A 16,047-nucleotide genomic window follows, 5' to 3' on the forward strand; every position below is an offset into this window, starting at 1 on the left:
AAATATATGCATTCTGTTATTATGGTACGAATGTATAAAGCTACTTTGGTCTTTGATAATAGTTTTCGGTAAAGAAAGGAAAGTTTTCGGTGAAAACATTAAAATGTTTGGATTATAAACAAAAGTAAATTTTGCAGGTTATAAGTATATAATATGTATTTTAGCATAAACCGTATAGTATAAATATGATATTCTATTATTTAGGTGAGTATATCCTCCTACTGAAAAAAGTATTCAAACGACCGGAGAAGTGGCGCGTATACTGGAAAGAAATAATGCATGAAATGAGCGAGATCGGGGTGGGGTCCATTGGACTAATTCTCATTATTTCTACTTTTATTGGTGCTGTAATGACCATGCAAATTGCTTTCCAATTAGATTCTGATTTTATCCCACGCTCAGTAATTGGACAAATCAACCGCGACTCCAATATTTTGGAATTAGGTCCTACTATATCTGCTTTGGTGTTGATGGGTAAAGTTGGTTCGTCAATTTCCTCACAGATTGGTTCGATGCGCGTGACTGAGCAGATAGACGCGTTGGAAATCATGGGAATTAATGCGGCAGGCTATCTGATACTTCCTAAACTTATTGCAGGAGTTATTATGGTGCCGGTGCTGGTTATTATTGCTATTGTTTGTGCGCTGGTCGGTGGTCTTTTTGGCGGTGTATTGACGGGAGCTGTTACTACCAATGAATATGTGCAAGGTATTCAAGGTAATTTTAATGGATTCACGGTGGCTGTAGCCATGGTCAAAGCTTTTGTGTATGGATTTATCATTACTTCTGTACCGGCCTACAAAGGTTTTCATGTCCGTGGGGGTGCCTTGGAGGTAGGGCAAGCGGGTACACGTGCGGTGGTAATCGGATGTATTACCATTTTAGCTTGTGATTATATCATTACGGCCTCGATGTTATAGTAAAAAACAATGATTGAAATTCAAGATATACATAAATCTTTCGGAGACAAAAAAGTGCTCACAGGTATCGATGCTATTTTTGAGCCCGGTAAAGTCTCTTTAATAATTGGAGGCTCCGGCTCGGGCAAAAGTACTTTGCTCAAATGTATTGTAGGATTGCACAAACCCGAACAAGGAAAAGTATTTTTCAACAAACAAGAGTTTACTACGATGGATTTTGAAGAAAAGGTGCCTATTCGTAAAGAAATAGGTATGCTGTTTCAAAATTCGGCACTATTTGACTCCATGACGGTAGAGCAAAATATCATATTTACATTGGATATGTTTTCCGATATGAGCAAATCCGAAAAACGCGATCGGGCTAACTTTTGTTTGGAACGTGTTAATTTGTTGAATACAAATAAGTTATTCCCGTCGGAGCTTTCCGGTGGTATGAAAAAAAGGGTAGGGATAGCGCGCGCTATTGCGATGAGCCCCAAATATCTGTTCTGCGATGAGCCGAATTCGGGATTAGATCCAGCGACTTCTATTTTGATCGATGAACTTGTTCAGGAATTAACCCAAGAATATCAATGTACTACGGTGGTCGTGACGCATGACATGAATTCGGTAATGGGTATAGGGGAGTATATTATGTTTCTGTACAAAGGGCAAAAATTTTGGGAAGGTTCAAATCAGGATATGTTGCATTCGGATGTGCAAGAACTTAATGACTTTGTATTTGCGAGTCCATTAATGAAAGCGGCGCGTGATGTAATTAAGTAAGCTCGGCTGTCAGTAATTTGCCTATTTTCTGTACCTTTGCAAAAAATTAAACGAATAGCACATTGTCTACTTCAACACATATTCAACTATTAACACCACAACATTGGAAAGATTATGAATTAATCGACTGTGGTGATTTCGAAAAATTAGAACGTTTTGGTGATTTTATCCTAATTCGACCAGAGCCACAGGCAGTTTGGCCAAAAGCTTTGGGTGATGCGGAATGGAATAAACGTTATCATATCAAATTCAAAGGCCGATCCGCAACAAGTGGCGAATGGCTGAAGAAAAACCCGAAATCTGCCGACCGTTGGCATATTGAATACAAAAATAAGGATGTAGCTATTAAGTTTCGTTTGGGATTAACTTCATTCAAGCACGTGGGTATCTTCCCTGAGCAAGCGGTGAACTGGGATTATATCTCCGAATCAGTTAAATCCTTCAAAACTCCAAATCCAAAAGTGCTGAATCTCTTTGCATATACAGGTGGAGCATCTATGATCGCTCGTGCAGCAGGTGCAGACACGACACACGTGGATTCAATCAAACAAGTGGTAACGTGGGCTAATGAAAATCAAGAGTTGTCGGGATTGTCCAATGTGCGTTGGATGGTGGAAGATGCGTTGAAATTTGTGAAACGTGAGCTAAAACGTGGAAATAAATACAATGGTATCATCTTGGATCCGCCAGCTTATGGGCATGGTCCAAAAGGTGAGAAATGGAAACTAGAGGATCATATCATGGAAATGATGCAGGATGTGGTTCAGTTATTAGATCCAAAAGAGCATTTCTTGATCTTGAATACCTATTCTTTAGGTTTTTCTTCAGTAATTGTTGAAAATCTAATCAAAACATCTTTTCCGCAAGTGGAAAATCTTGAAATAGGAGAATTGTATCTTCAAGCTACAGCAGGACCAAAATTGCCTTTAGGTGTGTTTGGTAAGTTCAGGAAGTTAGCGAAGTAAAAAACATGAATTTATATTTAAAAAGCTAATCCTTAAATGAATTAGCTTTTTCTATTTATAACAAAGTATGGATGTCATTCCAACGATAGGAGGAATCTATTTAGAGATAGTAATATCATTTGATTTCTCCTTCTTGTCGAAATGACAATATGAATAAATTTTATGCTTTAAATACAATAGTTTTATTGCCATTGAGCATTACGCGATCTTCTACAATCAATTGCAAGGCACGTGTCAATACAGCTTTTTCGACCTCTTGACCTGCTCTTTTCATTTTCAGCACATCGTAGCTATGGTCGATGTTTTTGATATTCTGCACAATAATAGGTCCTTCATCCAAATCATTGGTCACAAAATGCGCGGTAGCTCCAATTATTTTGACTCCTCTATCATGGGCTTGCTTATAAGGATTGGCACCGATAAAAGCAGGCAAAAAGGAGTGGTGGATATTGATGATTTTATTTTCGAATTTACTAACAAATGAAGGAGAAAGAATGCGCATAAATTTAGCTAGAACAATGATATCGGGTTTTAACTCCTTTAACTGCGTAGCTAACTGTTCTTCAAAATCTTCCTTGGTCTTCCCCTCGTGACTAATGTGAAAGTAAGGAATGTCAAATCGCTCGGCAAAATCCCGGAGATTGTCATAATTGCCTATCACCGCACAGACATCAGCCTGTAGCGTGCCGAAATAGTGACGCACTAATATATCGGCCAGACAATGGTGTTCTTTGGTCACTAATACGGCAAGGCGTTTTGTTTTGGAAGGATTGATGGCTATAGTAGCTTTTTCGGGCAATACAGCCTTGAGGTGACTATATAGACCATTACTCTCCTCGACATTTCCGGTACATACTACACGCACAAAAAACTTATTGTTCTCTTGGTCCACATATTCGCGCATCGTGATGATGTTCAATTTATGCTTAGCCAATACATTCGAGATATTCGAAACCAATCCAACGGCATCTTGACATTGAATTAGAATTAAGGTTTGTTGTGTCATGGAGGGTTAGGTTGTAATTGTTCAGCCCCTACGGTGGATAGAGGTTGAATGTATTTTTTTACATCGCTGCTTTTACTAGCTCTTCTTCTAGGTCAATTTCTACACGCAGATTATCCACGATGTGACGTTGACGATCAGGTGTATTTTTGCCCATATAGTATTCTAATATTTGAGGAAGTTTGTTGTCTTTATGAAGCATTACTGGCTCTAACTTAATGTCTTCGCCGATAAATTGCCCGAATTCGGAAGGAGAGATCTCCCCCAAACCTTTGAATCGGGTGATTTCTGGCTTTCCACCCAATTTATTTATGGCATTGATACGCTCGAGGTCCGAATAGCAGTAAATCGTTTCTTTCTTGTTACGCACACGGAATAGCGGCGTCTGCAGAATATAGACGTGTCCTGCTTTTACCAAGTCAGGAAAAAACTGGAGGAAGAAAGTCATCATCAACAAGCGGATGTGCATACCATCCACATCGGCATCGGTAGCAATCACGATGTTGTTGTAACGTAAACCTTCCATGCCATCTTCGATATTCAAAGCGTGCTGCAGCAGGTTGAATTCTTCGTTCTCGTATACAATTTTCTTGGTTAGACCGTAGCAGTTCAGTGGTTTACCACGTAAGCTGAATACCGCTTGCGTCTGCACGTCACGTGACTTTGTAATAGACCCTGATGCCGAATCTCCCTCCGTAATAAAGAGGGTAGTCTCTTGGTTGCGTTCGTGTTTATCCCCAAAATGTAACTTACAGTCGCGAAGTTTACGATTGTGCAAAGAAGCTTTTTTTGCACGTTCGTTGGCTAATTTTTTTATTCCAGCAATATCTTTACGCTCACGCTCGGACTGCATAATACGTTTCAATAACGCTTCTGCTGTAGCAGAATCTTTGTGCAAGTAATCGTCTAAGGCTTTCTTGACGAAGTCATTGATGAATGTACGTACCGTAGGTCCTTCAGGTCCTATACTTTGCGAACCCAGTTTGGTTTTTGTTTGGGATTCGAAAACGGGTTCTTGCACTTTGATGGCAATAGCACCGATGATGGATGCCCGTACGTCGGATGCTTCAAAATCTTTTTTGTAGAATTCACGAATGGTCTTTACCACAGCTTCACGAAAAGCAGCTTGATGTGTACCGCCTTGTGTCGTATGTTGACCATTTACGAACGAATAATATTCTTCGCCATATTGCTGACCGTGCGTCATCGCGATCTCAATATCCTCACCACGTAGGTGAATGATAGGATAGCGCATACCTTCGGTATCAACATTACGCTCTAATAAGTCTTTCAATCCATTTTCAGAGATGAATTTTTGACCGTTGAAATTAATCGTAAGCCCCGAATTCAAGAATACATAATTCCAAATCATGTTTTCCACGAATTCGACGCGGTATTTATAGTGTTTGAAAATATTCTCGTCCGGATAGAATGTTACTGAAGTACCATTACGCTGGGTCGTATCTTTCTGTTCGTCGGTTTGCAATTCGCCCTTGCTAAAAGTAGCAATACGTGTCTTACCATCGCGGTACGATTGTACGGTAAAATTAGTAGATAATGCATTGACTGCTTTAGTACCTACACCATTCAGGCCGACCGATTTTTGGAAAGCTTTGCTATCATATTTACCACCGGTGTTGATTTTCGATACTACATCAACGACTGATCCAATGGGAATACCACGACCATAGTCACGTACCGACACTTTATTTTCGGTGACTGTAATGTCAATGGTTTTTCCTGCCCCCATTACAAATTCGTCTATCGAATTGTCAACGACTTCTTTAAGCAATACATATATACCATCGTCATAGGCCGAACCATCGCCCAATTTACCGATGTACATACCCGGACGTAGTCTGATATGTTCCTTCCAGTCGAGTGATCGTATACTGTCTTCGTTATATGCTGTCATGGCTTGTCTTAAAAAATGTGAAGCAAAAATATAAAAAAAATACTGATAAAGATAGTATTCTACTTTTGGTAAATCTTCGAACTTGTAGAGCGTGTTACAACGAATAAGTTGTTATATTTATATATTAATCAATAAAACAACAACTTATGAAAAACTTCCTGGTGTGCATATTCATGGTCGCGCTTGTCATGAACTCCTTTGCGCAGATCAAATATGATAATGACAAAATCAAAACGGGGGCAGAAAGACTTTCGGCTTATTTGCCCAAATTAAAGGACAAAAAGATAGCTATTGTTGCCAATCAGACCACTATAATTGGAAAATCGCATTTAGTGGATAGCCTACAGAAGCTAGGCGTAAACATTACCAAGGTATTTGGTCCTGAGCACGGATTTCGAGGAAATGCAAGTGCTGGTACCAAGGTCAAAGATGAAGTAGATGCACAGACTGGATTGAAAATAGTGTCCTTATATGGCAGTAAAAAGAAGCCCAATAAAGCCGATTTGCAGGATGTCGACCTGCTTATTTTTGATATTCAGGATGTAGGTTGTCGTTTTTATACGATTATGAACACTATGCGCGATGTCATGGAGGCGGCAGCAGAAAATGACAAACCTGTAATGATACTAGACCGTCCGAACCCAAATGCCTATTTTATCGATGGGCCTATTTTGGACATGAAGCATAAGTCGGGGATTGGACAATTTCCTATACCTATTGTGCACGGTATGACTTTGGGTGAATTTGCACTCATGATCAATGGAGAAGGTTGGATGGCCAATAAAATCAAATGTGAGGTAGAAGTCATCGCTATGGAAGGCTACAACCATAATATGCTATACAAACTGCCTATACATCCCTCACCAAACTTAAATACTGAACAGAGTATCTTGTTATATCCTAGTACCTGTTTATTTGAAGGGGTGGCACTCAATCACGGCAGGGGCACATATTTCCCTTTCACCGTAGTAGGTGGACCAATGCTAAAAGATAAATACAGCTTCAGTTATACTCCCACCAGTATACCGGGGATGGCAGAGGATCCATTATTCAAAGACCAACAATGTTTTGGTCTGGATTTGAGAAACGTGGATTTGGAAAAATTGGTGCATAGCAAGAAAATCAATCTGGCTTGGATGATCGAATTATATAACAACCATCCGAATAAAGAGAAATTTTTCGACAGAAGCCTAAGCAAGCAAATCGGCAACATTGATTACCTCATTGGCTATGGGGATTTTAAGAAGCAGATTGCAGAAGGATGGACGGAAGAACAAATCCGCAAAACGTGGGAACCGGGATTGGAGGAATTTAAAAAATCCAGAGCGAAGTATTTGCTTTATCCATAGCACCAAAAAGCCGAGAACAGCTAGTGTTCTCGGCTTTTTAATTAGTCTAATATTCCAAATGTTTTATAGTGATCTTCCGAAGTCATCCTGCACGCGAATGATATCGTCTTCGTCCGATGGGTTGCTCGAATCTGTGTGCTGCCAAATCTCAGCCACAACACCATATTCGGCCAAACCTACCAGTCTATGGCGCTCTCCTTGTGATAGACGAATGAAATCACCTTCTTTCAATATTTTTAATTCATGCTCATCATCGTCCGGACTCGTCACCACACCTACTTCGCCACGTATCACGCGCCAGATCTCCGCACGGCGGTGATGGTACTGCCATGATAAGCGTTTGTTAGGTCCTACGACAAGAATCTTGGGACTTAATTTACCCGATATTTTAAGGTCTTGTGTGTCCAATCCATCGAAAAATTCATTCGCAAACTTTTGTGCTTGACTTTCGTCTATAACGAAAAAACCACCCCAAGGTCGCGTTTGATCAATATTTTCAATAGTGAAGCCCAAACTCTCTAATTTCCCTTGAATTTGACTGAATAACTCACTCTTATCAACATATGCCATAGTGTATGATAATTTATTAGTTTAAATAAATATTTCGCTTTATCTAATATCTATAAAATTTTTGAAAAATTTAAAAATTAATATAGAATACTTCTTGTGGCACATTCGTATATCTTTGTAAAAGATATGAAGGAGCAAAAGATAGATACCAATAATCTCATTTTCAAAAAAGCAGTAGCTTTTGTTAATCAAACCAATCAAAATCTTTTTTTGACGGGAAAAGCCGGGACGGGCAAGACTACATTTCTCAAGTATATCCGTGAAAACTGTTATAAGAAAATGGCTATCACCGCACCCACAGGTGTGGCCGCGATGAATGCTGGTGGCACTACTTTGCATGCTTTATTCTGGTTGCCCTTTGGTGTTTTTATAGAAAATTATGAGCTCAAATGGGATGATCAGGACAATAATATTTACAACAAAAGCCGGTTATTTTCGACGATTAAGCTGACTAAACAACGTCGGGCAATCTTGCAGGAGATGGAAATATTGGTCATTGACGAAGTGTCGATGGTACGCGCAGATACGTTGGATGCGATTGATGTGATATTGAAGTCCGTTCGCCGCGATATGCGCCCGTTTGGTGGCGTTCAGGTATTATTTATTGGGGATTTGTATCAGCTGCCACCGGTCGTAAGAGAGCAAGAGTGGCAGGTGCTTCGTGATCATTATAGCAGCCCATTCTTCTTCAATGCAAAAGTATTGCGCAGCACGCCCATGATTAAATTGGAGCTGCAACACATTTATCGCCAAAGCGACGATAAGTTCATTTCGATACTTAATAATATTCGTAACAATCAGTGTACCGCACAAGATTTAGAAGAGCTGAATGCCCATTATAAAGAAGATTTTGTTCCGGAGAAAAACGAGCAATTCATTACACTAACCTCACACAATCGCCTAGCAGATCAGATTAACCAAGAAGAGTTGGCAAAACTGCATGGCAAAATGCACAATGTGAAAGCTATAGTGAAGGATGATTTCCAACAAGGAGCTTATCCTACAGAAGAAACATTGACGCTTAAATTGGGTGCTCAGGTGATGTTTATTAAAAATGATGTGGGTGAGGATCGTAAATATTTCAATGGCAAGATCGGCGTGGTCAAAGAACTGAATCTGGATAAACATCAGGTATTGGTGGGTTTCAAGGATGGTTCGGAAGATGTTGAAGTACGCCGCGAGACTTGGGAAAATATCAAATACAAGTACAATAAAGGGGAAGATAAGATCGAAGAAGAAGTATTGGGGACGTTTTCTCAATTTCCGTTGCGGTTAGCCTGGGCCATCACGATACACAAGAGCCAAGGATTGACTTTTGATAAAGCCATAATCGACGCAGGTACGTCATTTGCGGCGGGCCAAGTCTATGTAGGGCTAAGTAGGCTTACAGGATTGGAAGGTTTGGTGCTACGCTCTAAAATAGCGCCACACGCTATTCGTACGGACTTCCAGGTCGTGGATTTTATGAAACATTTGGTCAAAGAGGAAGAAGTGGATGAGATATTAAAAAATAGTCAACGCGCTTACTTAGGTCAGATATTATTAAATAGTTTCCGCTGGACGAATTTGACGGAGGCTGTCACCGAATTAGAACAAAGTTTAACCGACCGTAACATTGACAATAAAGAAGGTGTTGTTTCTTTCTTTTACTTATTGCAACAATCGCTCAAAACGGAAGAGAAAGTGGCGCATAAATTTATGCAGCAATTGCATCAAATGTTATCGGACAAAGATGCGTTGGATTACCACAAAATATGTGAACGTACTACATCTGCTGTGCAATGGTTTTTACCCAAAATGGAAGAGGAGCTATTGAAAGCAACAGAAAAACATATCGAAGACTGGAGTATCCGCAAAAGGACAAAAAAATATATACAGGAAGTGAAAGCCTTATTGCTGGATTTCAAACGTAAATACGAAGTCCTGAAACATTGTCTTACGATTGCCGAGGCGCTGACCAAAGAGCAAGTGATGGATGATTTACCTATGCATGTCGATGTGGTCAAAGATGAAAGCGTGAAAGTGAGTGACGACGATCCTTCAGAAGAAAAAGATACCAAACAAATCACTTTGGATATGTACCAAGACGGTCTGGATATCGCGCAGATAGCCGCCAAACGCGGTATGGTGGAAGGTACGGTATACGGGCACTTGATCCACTTTGTGGGTACGGAGATAGAAGCGGAGGAATTGATAGACCTGCAAAAGCTGGATAAGATCGTGGAAGTATTGCGTGCGAATGAGGGCAAATCGTCTTCTCAAATCAAAATAATATTGGGCGATGCGTATTCATATCCTGAAATCAAGATTGGACAAAAAGTGTTAGAAACTAAAGTTTAGCATTATCTAGGTGATAAGGCTATATTATAATATCTTTGTCGGGATAATTTAATTGGTTTTGACAGACAAGAAGAAAGATTCGAAACTTAATAAATGGATAGTGTTCACTACTATGCCTTTTCAAATGGGCGTGACCATTTATGTGTTTTTTCTTTTGGGTGATTGGCTGGATGAAAAATATAATGTAGAAGGCGGATGGTGGACCAAAGGGTTCACGATGCTGGGAGTCATCGCGTCCTTATACCAGTTTATTAGACAAGCCAACCGTATCAGTAAAAATGATTAGCCGAACACAGGAAGCTTATGAAAGCTTTTTGTATAATTTAGGAGATGAATAACTACATTAAATATATTGTTATGCTGCTCGTGCTGGGAGTAGCCGCGTACTTTGCCCATTATTTAGTTTTACAAGGAGTCGGGACAGCACATTATTGGCAACAAACAGATTATACCCTAGTAGGGATGTATGCATTTGCTGTTGGTATCACATTATTTGTTGTCGTATTGACCTTGATGGCGCAGTATGCAATGCCCAAAAATTTAGGATTTATCTTCTTGGGATTGATGACAGTGAATGCCGTAGCGAGTTATATTTATATCAAAAATGGCTTAAATAAATTCGAAAATGACTTTATCGAATATAATTTCTTAGTTGTGTTTTTCTTGTTCTTGTTTTTTGACGTTTTCGTAGCATTCAAAGCTCTTAATCAAGAAAATAACGAGCAATAAACTTTTTATAAAAAAGTTTAAACAAAACCTACTATATGCCAAATAAAGTTGTATTTTTGCACAAAATTTTTCATTATTCAACAGTAATCTAAAATGGTGAATCTTAAGAGAGCACTTTTATTTCTAACAGTAATTTTATTTGCTGCCAATCCTTTTACTTCAATAGCCGCAGAGGAAGCGCAAGGTGATGGTACGAAGTCACAAGCGGAAGAAATCAATGCACACATCAAACATCACTTGGAAGATGATCATTATTTCACTTTGTACAAGAAAGGGGAGGACTATGTAGGTTTTCCATTACCCGTTATTTTGATTGATAATGGATTGAAAGTATTTTCTTCGGGAAAATTCAAAGAAAATGACGGTTTGACAGAAGTAGACGGTCAGTTTTATAAATATTACCACGGAAAAATCTACAAAACGGATGCCGCTGGTACTATTGATTATGATGCAGAGCATCACCCAACAAATGCGAAACCTTTGGATTTCTCTATTACTAAAAACGTAGTAGGTCTAATGTTAGCTGCTTTGTTGTTGTTCTTAGGATTTATTTCATTAGCGAAAACATACAAAAAAGGTTCGAACAACTTGCCAAAAGGTGTTGGTCGTGTATTAGAGCCTTTAGTATTATATGTACGTGATGAGATGGCTATTCCGAATATCGGTCACCGTTACAAAGAATTCATGCCATACTTATTATCTGTATTCTTCTTGATCTTTACTTTGAACTTGATGGGTTTAACGCCAATTGGTTTCAACGTAACAGGTAATATCTCTGTAACACTGTGTTTAGCGTTGTTTACATTTGTAATCACAAACTTCAAAGCGAACAAAGATTACTGGAAGCACATTTTCTGGATGCCAGGTGTACCTGTTCCTTTCAAATTTGTGTTAGCGCCAATCGAGGTGTTAGGTATGTTCACAAAACCATTCTCATTGATGTTGCGTCTTTTTGCTAACATCACAGCAGGTCACTCTGTAGTAATGGGTTTGATTGCTATCGTATATTTATTCCAACAACAATTAACTGTAGGTGGTAGTATCGGTGTTTCTATGTTGTTGACATTGATCTTATTCTTCTTAGAATTGTTAGTTGCATTTTTGCAAGCGTTTATCTTCACCATGTTGTCATCACTATTCATTGGTATGGCAGTAGAAGAACACGCACATCATTAATTCGAAATTTTTTGTTAAATATTTATAAATAAATCATTATGTACAATTTAATTGGAGCAGGTTTAATCGTAATCGGTGCAGGTTTAGGTTTAGGTAAAATCGGTGGTTCTGCAATGGAAGCTATCGCTCGTCAACCTGAAGCAGCTGGTAAAATTCAAACTGCAATGATCATCATTGGTGCCTTAGTAGAAGGTTTAGCATTCGGTGCTTTAATCTTAGGTAAATAATCCAAGTTGATTAAAAAAAGTTAGACATGACTTGCAACGGTTGGTTGTAAGTCATGTTTAAAAAACAAAAAATTAAAGACATTAAATAGAAAATTCATATTTTATAACTAGATATAATGGAAGCATTACTTAATCAGTTCTCATACGGTTTGTTCTTTTGGCAGCTAATTATCTTATTGATAGTAATCTTTATCTTAGGGAAATTTGCTTGGAAACCTATCATTAATGCTTTAGAAGAACGTGAAAAAGGTATTTCTGACGCTTTAGCTTCTGCTGAAAAAGCGAAATTAGAAATGGCACGTTTGACTAACGAAAATGAGCAGTTGTTGAAAGATGCGCGCGAAGAACGTGACGCAATCTTGAAAGAAGCAAAAGAATTGAAAGATAAAATCGTTGCTGAAGCGAAAGAATCTGCGCAAACTGAAGGTGCAAAATTAATTGAAAATGCAAAACGTGAGATCGAAGATCAAAAATTGAAAGCGTTAGCAGAAGTTAAAAACCAAGTGTCAGCATTGTCATTAGACATCGCTCGCAAAGTTTTGACAAAAGAATTTGAAGACCAAGGTAAACAAGAAGCTTTAGTTGCTGACTTGTTGAAAGACGTGAAATTAAACTAATATTAAATAGCATTACGCTTTAATATTTTTAGTTTATAATTTTTAATTTGAGAAAATGTCAGTATTTAAAGTTGCTTCAAGATACGCTAAATCTATCTTAGATTTAGCAAAAGAGAAAGGTACATTAGAGCAGGTAAAAGAAGAAATGGAGGAGATAGCGAAAGTTATCAAGTCCAGTACTGAGCTACAGGCTGTATTGGCTAATCCCATTATCAAGATAGATAAGAAGCAGAATATCTTAAAAGCATTATTTGAAGGAAAAGTAAGCACAGAGGTGTCATCATTCTTCAATATCATGATAAGCAAAGGTCGTGGTAACATCGTTTACGCGACAGCTTTGGAATTTATTCGGGAATACAATGAATTAAAAGGTATCGTGAAAGCAGAGGTTATCTCAGCGAAACCATTGTCTTCGGCAAATATTCAATCATTAGGAAATACCTTAGCACAACAAATCAATGCAAGTGTAATCCTTACTAATAAAGTAGATGCATCGTTGATCGGTGGATTTATCATCAAGGTAGGTGACAAGCAATTGGATGAAAGTATTGCTGGTAAATTGAATAAGTTAGAAAGACATTTCATCAATCAAGGTGTATAATAAATAGCCTTGAAATATTAAAAGTAATAGAATCTAAAACCCCTTATACGAATTAAAATGATAGAGGTAAGACCAGATGAAGTTTCGGCAATTCTAAGAGAGCAATTGTCAGGCTTTAAGTCAGAAGCCGAATTAGAGGAAGTGGGTACCGTACTAACAGTAGGTGACGGTATTGCTCGTGTTTACGGCTTAACAAAAGTTCAACTAGGTGAGTTGGTTGAATTTTCAAACGGATTACAAGGTGTTGTGTTGAACTTAGAGGAAGACAACGCGGGTGTTGTACTTTTAGGTTCTTCAGATGGTATCAAAGAAGGTGACACTACAAAACGTACAAATCGTATCGCATCTATTAAGGTAGGTGAAGGTATGTTAGGTCGTGTAGTGAACACATTAGGTAAGCCAATCGATGGTAAAGGACCTATCGTGGGCGAAACTTACGAAATGCCTATCGAGCGTAAAGCTCCAGGTGTTATTTACCGTCAACCTGTAACTGAGCCATTACAAACTGGTATCAAAGCGATCGATGCGATGATTCCTGTAGGTCGTGGTCAACGTGAGTTAGTAATCGGTGACCGTCAAACTGGTAAAACAGCGGTTTGTATCGATACTATCATCAACCAAAAAGAATTTTATGATGCTGGTCAACCAGTATTCTGTATATATGTTGCAGTTGGTCAAAAGAACTCTACAGTAGCTAATATTGTACGTGTATTAGAAGAAAAAGGTGCTATGGCTTACACAGTTGTAGTAGCTGCTTCTGCTGCTGATCCTGCTCCACTTCAATTCTACGCGCCAATGGCGGGTGCTGCTATCGGAGAATTCTTCCGTGATACAGGTCGTCCAGCATTGATCGTGTATGATGACTTGTCCAAACAAGCGGTAGCTTACCGTGAAGTGTCATTATTATTGAAACGTCCTCCAGGCCGTGAGGCTTATCCAGGTGACGTATTCTACCTTCACTCGCGTTTGTTAGAGCGTGCTGCGAAAATCAACTCTTCGGATGATATCGCACGCAATATGAATGACCTTCCTGAGTCTATCAAGCACTTAGTAAAAGGTGGTGGTTCATTGACAGCTCTTCCTATCATTGAGACTCAAGCAGGTGACGTATCAGCGTACATCCCTACAAACGTGATCTCAATCACGGATGGTCAGATCTTCTTAGAATCTAACTTATTCAACGCAGGTATCCGTCCAGCGATCAACGTAGGTATCTCGGTATCACGTGTGGGTGGTAACGCACAGATCAAGTCAATGAAGAAAGTATCTGGTACATTGAAATTAGATCAAGCTCAATTCCGTGAGTTAGAAGCATTTGCTAAATTCGGTTCGGATTTGGATGCTGCTACGAAATCTGTATTGGATAAAGGTATCCGTAACGTGGAAATCTTGAAACAAGGTCAATTCTCTCCAGTATCTGTAGAAAAGCAAACTGCGATCATCTATGCTGGTACAAAAGGATTGTTGCGTAATGTTCCTGTGAACAAAGTACGTCAATTCGAGGAAGAATACTTGACTCAATTAGAGCAACGTCATCCGGAAGTATTATCTGCATTAAAAGCGGGTAAATTCACAGATGAGTTAACAGACGTATTAGAAAAAGTAGCTAAAGAATTAGCTTCAAAATATTAATTAGATAAGAGTAGCGAGTATTGAGTAGGGGGTATCTTACTCAATACACAATACTCCTTACTCAAATCTCTATTAAAATATGGCAAATTTAAAAGAAGTAAGAAACCGTATCACCTCGGTGACATCCACGCAGCAGATTACCAAAGCCATGAAAATGGTTTCTGCGGCAAAATTAAAGCGTGCGACGAATGCTATCATTCAATTGCGCCCTTATGCCAATAAATTAAGAGATATTCTTGCTCAAGTTTCAGCTTCTGTAGAAGGAAATGATTCTCCATATACTCAAGATAGAATTCCTACGAAGGTATTGATCGTCGTAGTGACTTCAAATAGAGGTTTGGCAGGAGCTTTCAATGCGAATGCTATTAAAACAGCGAATAACTTAATCGCTACTAAATATGCGGATCAATTTGCGAGAGGTGATGTCAGTATGATTGCAATTGGTAAGCGTGGTCATGACTTCTTCTCTAAGCGTAATTTTAACGTTATTGGCAACCATAATGAATTATTCAACAATTTAGATTTCGAAAATGTATCTAAAGTGACTGAATACATTATGAATGAATTCAAAGAAGGAAATATCGACCGTGTAGAGGTTGTATACAACCAATTCCGTAATGCCGCTGTACAAGTGTTGACTTCAGAACAATTGTTACCTCTATTGCCTGAAGAGAAAAACGATACAGTAGAATTGGATTACATTATCGAACCTTCTAAAGAAAAAATCATTGAAGAATTAATCCCTAAAGCGATTAAAATTCAATTGTACAAAGCAGTATTAGATTCTAATGCTTCTGAGCACGGAGCACGTATGACAGCGATGGATAAGGCAACAGAAAATGCTGGTGACTTATTAAAGCAACTAAAACTTTCATACAACCAGGCTCGTCAAGCAGCTATTACTACCGAGCTTACAGAGATCGTATCTGGAGCGGCAGCGCTTTCAAATGGCTAAAAAGTAACAGTATTTACTATACAAAGGGCTTCTTGATTTCAAGAAGCCTTTTTTTTCTGAAAGTTATGATTGTTTTCAAGTTTACTGCAATACAATAGTAGACCAGTGAGTGTTCAAGGGTCTGTTTTTTCATCTATACTATTCGTTTCTGTTTCTTATTAATGATTATTTAACAAGAGAAGTGATTGAAAAAAACAAGAGTATAATTTTTTCTACGAGCTCAAAAGGCATCAACTGTTGGTTCTTAACGTCTGATATCAGTTTTATTTCCGGGGAGTCAAAC

16 protein-coding genes are annotated in these 16,047 nt (G+C 38.7%); 13 read left to right on the forward strand and 3 right to left on the reverse strand.

Features of this window, described 5'->3' with window-relative positions; translation table 11 throughout:
- The first annotated feature begins 185 nt into the window (after positions 1 to 185).
- The 3 genes from EDC17_RS11035 (at position 186) to EDC17_RS11045 (ending at position 2,650) form a co-directional block, all read left to right on the forward strand.
- Entirely contained in the window at positions 186 to 920 is a 735-nt protein-coding gene (locus tag EDC17_RS11035; protein WP_132778128.1) for an MlaE family ABC transporter permease, read from the forward strand.
- A 9-nt stretch (positions 921 to 929) separates the two neighbouring features.
- A complete protein-coding gene (locus tag EDC17_RS11040) occupies positions 930 to 1,685 on the forward strand; it encodes an ABC transporter ATP-binding protein (protein WP_132778129.1) in 756 nt (251 codons plus the stop codon).
- A gap of 62 nt (positions 1,686 to 1,747) precedes the next feature.
- Positions 1,748 to 2,650, forward strand: coding sequence for a class I SAM-dependent methyltransferase (locus tag EDC17_RS11045; RefSeq protein ID WP_132778130.1), 903 nt, complete (start codon positions 1,748 to 1,750; stop codon positions 2,648 to 2,650).
- Positions 2,651 to 2,810: 160 nt separating this feature from the next.
- Here EDC17_RS11045 and purU read toward each other — a convergent pair whose 3' ends face one another.
- Positions 2,811 to 3,656 (reverse strand): formyltetrahydrofolate deformylase, encoded by an 846-nt coding sequence (gene purU, locus EDC17_RS11050; protein ID WP_132778131.1) that lies wholly within the window; start codon positions 3,654 to 3,656, stop codon positions 2,811 to 2,813.
- Between the two features lie 58 nt (positions 3,657 to 3,714).
- Positions 3,715 to 5,568, reverse strand: a complete 1,854-nt coding sequence (locus EDC17_RS11055; protein ID WP_132778132.1) for a DNA topoisomerase IV subunit B — start codon at positions 5,566 to 5,568, stop codon at positions 3,715 to 3,717.
- Between the two features lie 146 nt (positions 5,569 to 5,714).
- Between EDC17_RS11055 and EDC17_RS11060 the strand changes: the two genes are divergently transcribed.
- Positions 5,715 to 6,917 (forward strand): exo-beta-N-acetylmuramidase NamZ family protein, encoded by a 1,203-nt coding sequence (locus tag EDC17_RS11060; protein ID WP_132778133.1) that lies wholly within the window; start codon positions 5,715 to 5,717, stop codon positions 6,915 to 6,917.
- A 63-nt stretch (positions 6,918 to 6,980) separates the two neighbouring features.
- On the opposite strand, the gene EDC17_RS11065 is transcribed toward EDC17_RS11060, so the two are convergent.
- Complete coding sequence (locus EDC17_RS11065) at positions 6,981 to 7,487, reverse strand: cupin domain-containing protein (RefSeq protein WP_132778134.1); 507 nt, start codon at positions 7,485 to 7,487, stop codon at positions 6,981 to 6,983.
- A gap of 126 nt (positions 7,488 to 7,613) precedes the next feature.
- Between EDC17_RS11065 and EDC17_RS11070 the strand changes: the two genes are divergently transcribed.
- The 9 genes from EDC17_RS11070 (at position 7,614) to atpG (ending at position 15,764) form a co-directional block, all read left to right on the forward strand.
- On the forward strand, positions 7,614 to 9,827 hold the full coding sequence (locus EDC17_RS11070) for a helix-turn-helix domain-containing protein (protein WP_132778135.1): 2,214 nt from the start codon (positions 7,614 to 7,616) through the stop codon (positions 9,825 to 9,827).
- Between the two features lie 58 nt (positions 9,828 to 9,885).
- The gene (locus EDC17_RS11075) at positions 9,886 to 10,113 is read left to right on the forward strand and encodes an AtpZ/AtpI family protein (RefSeq protein WP_243646129.1); all 228 of its coding nucleotides are present in this window, start codon (positions 9,886 to 9,888) and stop codon (positions 10,111 to 10,113) included.
- A gap of 44 nt (positions 10,114 to 10,157) precedes the next feature.
- Positions 10,158 to 10,556 carry a hypothetical protein gene (locus EDC17_RS11080; RefSeq protein ID WP_132778136.1) on the forward strand — a complete coding sequence of 133 codons (399 nt, stop codon included), beginning with the start codon at positions 10,158 to 10,160 and terminating at the stop codon, positions 10,554 to 10,556.
- Between the two features lie 93 nt (positions 10,557 to 10,649).
- On the forward strand, positions 10,650 to 11,732 hold the full coding sequence (gene atpB, locus EDC17_RS11085; protein ID WP_132778137.1) for a F0F1 ATP synthase subunit A: 1,083 nt from the start codon (positions 10,650 to 10,652) through the stop codon (positions 11,730 to 11,732).
- 38 nt (positions 11,733 to 11,770) lie between these two features.
- Positions 11,771 to 11,959, forward strand: coding sequence for an ATP synthase F0 subunit C (gene atpE, locus EDC17_RS11090; RefSeq protein ID WP_039053475.1), 189 nt, complete (start codon positions 11,771 to 11,773; stop codon positions 11,957 to 11,959).
- Positions 11,960 to 12,075: 116 nt separating this feature from the next.
- Positions 12,076 to 12,576, forward strand: a complete 501-nt coding sequence (locus tag EDC17_RS11095; RefSeq protein WP_132778138.1) for a F0F1 ATP synthase subunit B — start codon at positions 12,076 to 12,078, stop codon at positions 12,574 to 12,576.
- Between the two features lie 55 nt (positions 12,577 to 12,631).
- Entirely contained in the window at positions 12,632 to 13,177 is a 546-nt protein-coding gene (locus tag EDC17_RS11100) for a F0F1 ATP synthase subunit delta (protein ID WP_132778139.1), read from the forward strand.
- Between the two features lie 57 nt (positions 13,178 to 13,234).
- Entirely contained in the window at positions 13,235 to 14,809 is a 1,575-nt protein-coding gene (gene atpA, locus EDC17_RS11105) for a F0F1 ATP synthase subunit alpha (RefSeq protein ID WP_132778140.1), read from the forward strand.
- A gap of 79 nt (positions 14,810 to 14,888) precedes the next feature.
- Positions 14,889 to 15,764 (forward strand): ATP synthase F1 subunit gamma, encoded by an 876-nt coding sequence (gene atpG / locus EDC17_RS11110; protein WP_132778141.1) that lies wholly within the window; start codon positions 14,889 to 14,891, stop codon positions 15,762 to 15,764.
- Positions 15,765 to 16,047: the final 283 nt, after the last annotated feature.

Source organism: Sphingobacterium alimentarium (assembly GCF_004342685.1).
Classification (GTDB): domain Bacteria; phylum Bacteroidota; class Bacteroidia; order Sphingobacteriales; family Sphingobacteriaceae; genus Sphingobacterium; species Sphingobacterium alimentarium.

What these genes read in the sequence shown, in the direction of transcription:
- EDC17_RS11065 (WP_132778134.1), bottom strand. Translation starts at nt 7,487, where the DNA reads ATGGCATATGTTGATAAGAGTGAGTTATTCAGTCAAATTCAAGGGAAA.
- EDC17_RS11035 (WP_132778128.1), top strand. Translation starts at nt 186, where the DNA reads ATGATATTCTATTATTTAGGTGAGTATATCCTCCTACTGAAAAAAGTA.
- atpE (WP_039053475.1), top strand. Translation starts at nt 11,771, where the DNA reads ATGTACAATTTAATTGGAGCAGGTTTAATCGTAATCGGTGCAGGTTTA.
- EDC17_RS11055 (WP_132778132.1), bottom strand. Translation starts at nt 5,568, where the DNA reads ATGACAGCATATAACGAAGACAGTATACGATCACTCGACTGGAAGGAA.
- purU (WP_132778131.1), bottom strand. Translation starts at nt 3,656, where the DNA reads ATGACACAACAAACCTTAATTCTAATTCAATGTCAAGATGCCGTTGGA.
- EDC17_RS11100 (WP_132778139.1), top strand. Translation starts at nt 12,632, where the DNA reads ATGTCAGTATTTAAAGTTGCTTCAAGATACGCTAAATCTATCTTAGAT.
- atpG (WP_132778141.1), top strand. Translation starts at nt 14,889, where the DNA reads ATGGCAAATTTAAAAGAAGTAAGAAACCGTATCACCTCGGTGACATCC.
- EDC17_RS11040 (WP_132778129.1), top strand. Translation starts at nt 930, where the DNA reads ATGATTGAAATTCAAGATATACATAAATCTTTCGGAGACAAAAAAGTG.
- atpA (WP_132778140.1), top strand. Translation starts at nt 13,235, where the DNA reads ATGATAGAGGTAAGACCAGATGAAGTTTCGGCAATTCTAAGAGAGCAA.
- EDC17_RS11095 (WP_132778138.1), top strand. Translation starts at nt 12,076, where the DNA reads ATGGAAGCATTACTTAATCAGTTCTCATACGGTTTGTTCTTTTGGCAG.
- EDC17_RS11080 (WP_132778136.1), top strand. Translation starts at nt 10,158, where the DNA reads ATGAATAACTACATTAAATATATTGTTATGCTGCTCGTGCTGGGAGTA.
- atpB (WP_132778137.1), top strand. Translation starts at nt 10,650, where the DNA reads ATGGTGAATCTTAAGAGAGCACTTTTATTTCTAACAGTAATTTTATTT.
- EDC17_RS11070 (WP_132778135.1), top strand. Translation starts at nt 7,614, where the DNA reads ATGAAGGAGCAAAAGATAGATACCAATAATCTCATTTTCAAAAAAGCA.
- EDC17_RS11060 (WP_132778133.1), top strand. Translation starts at nt 5,715, where the DNA reads ATGAAAAACTTCCTGGTGTGCATATTCATGGTCGCGCTTGTCATGAAC.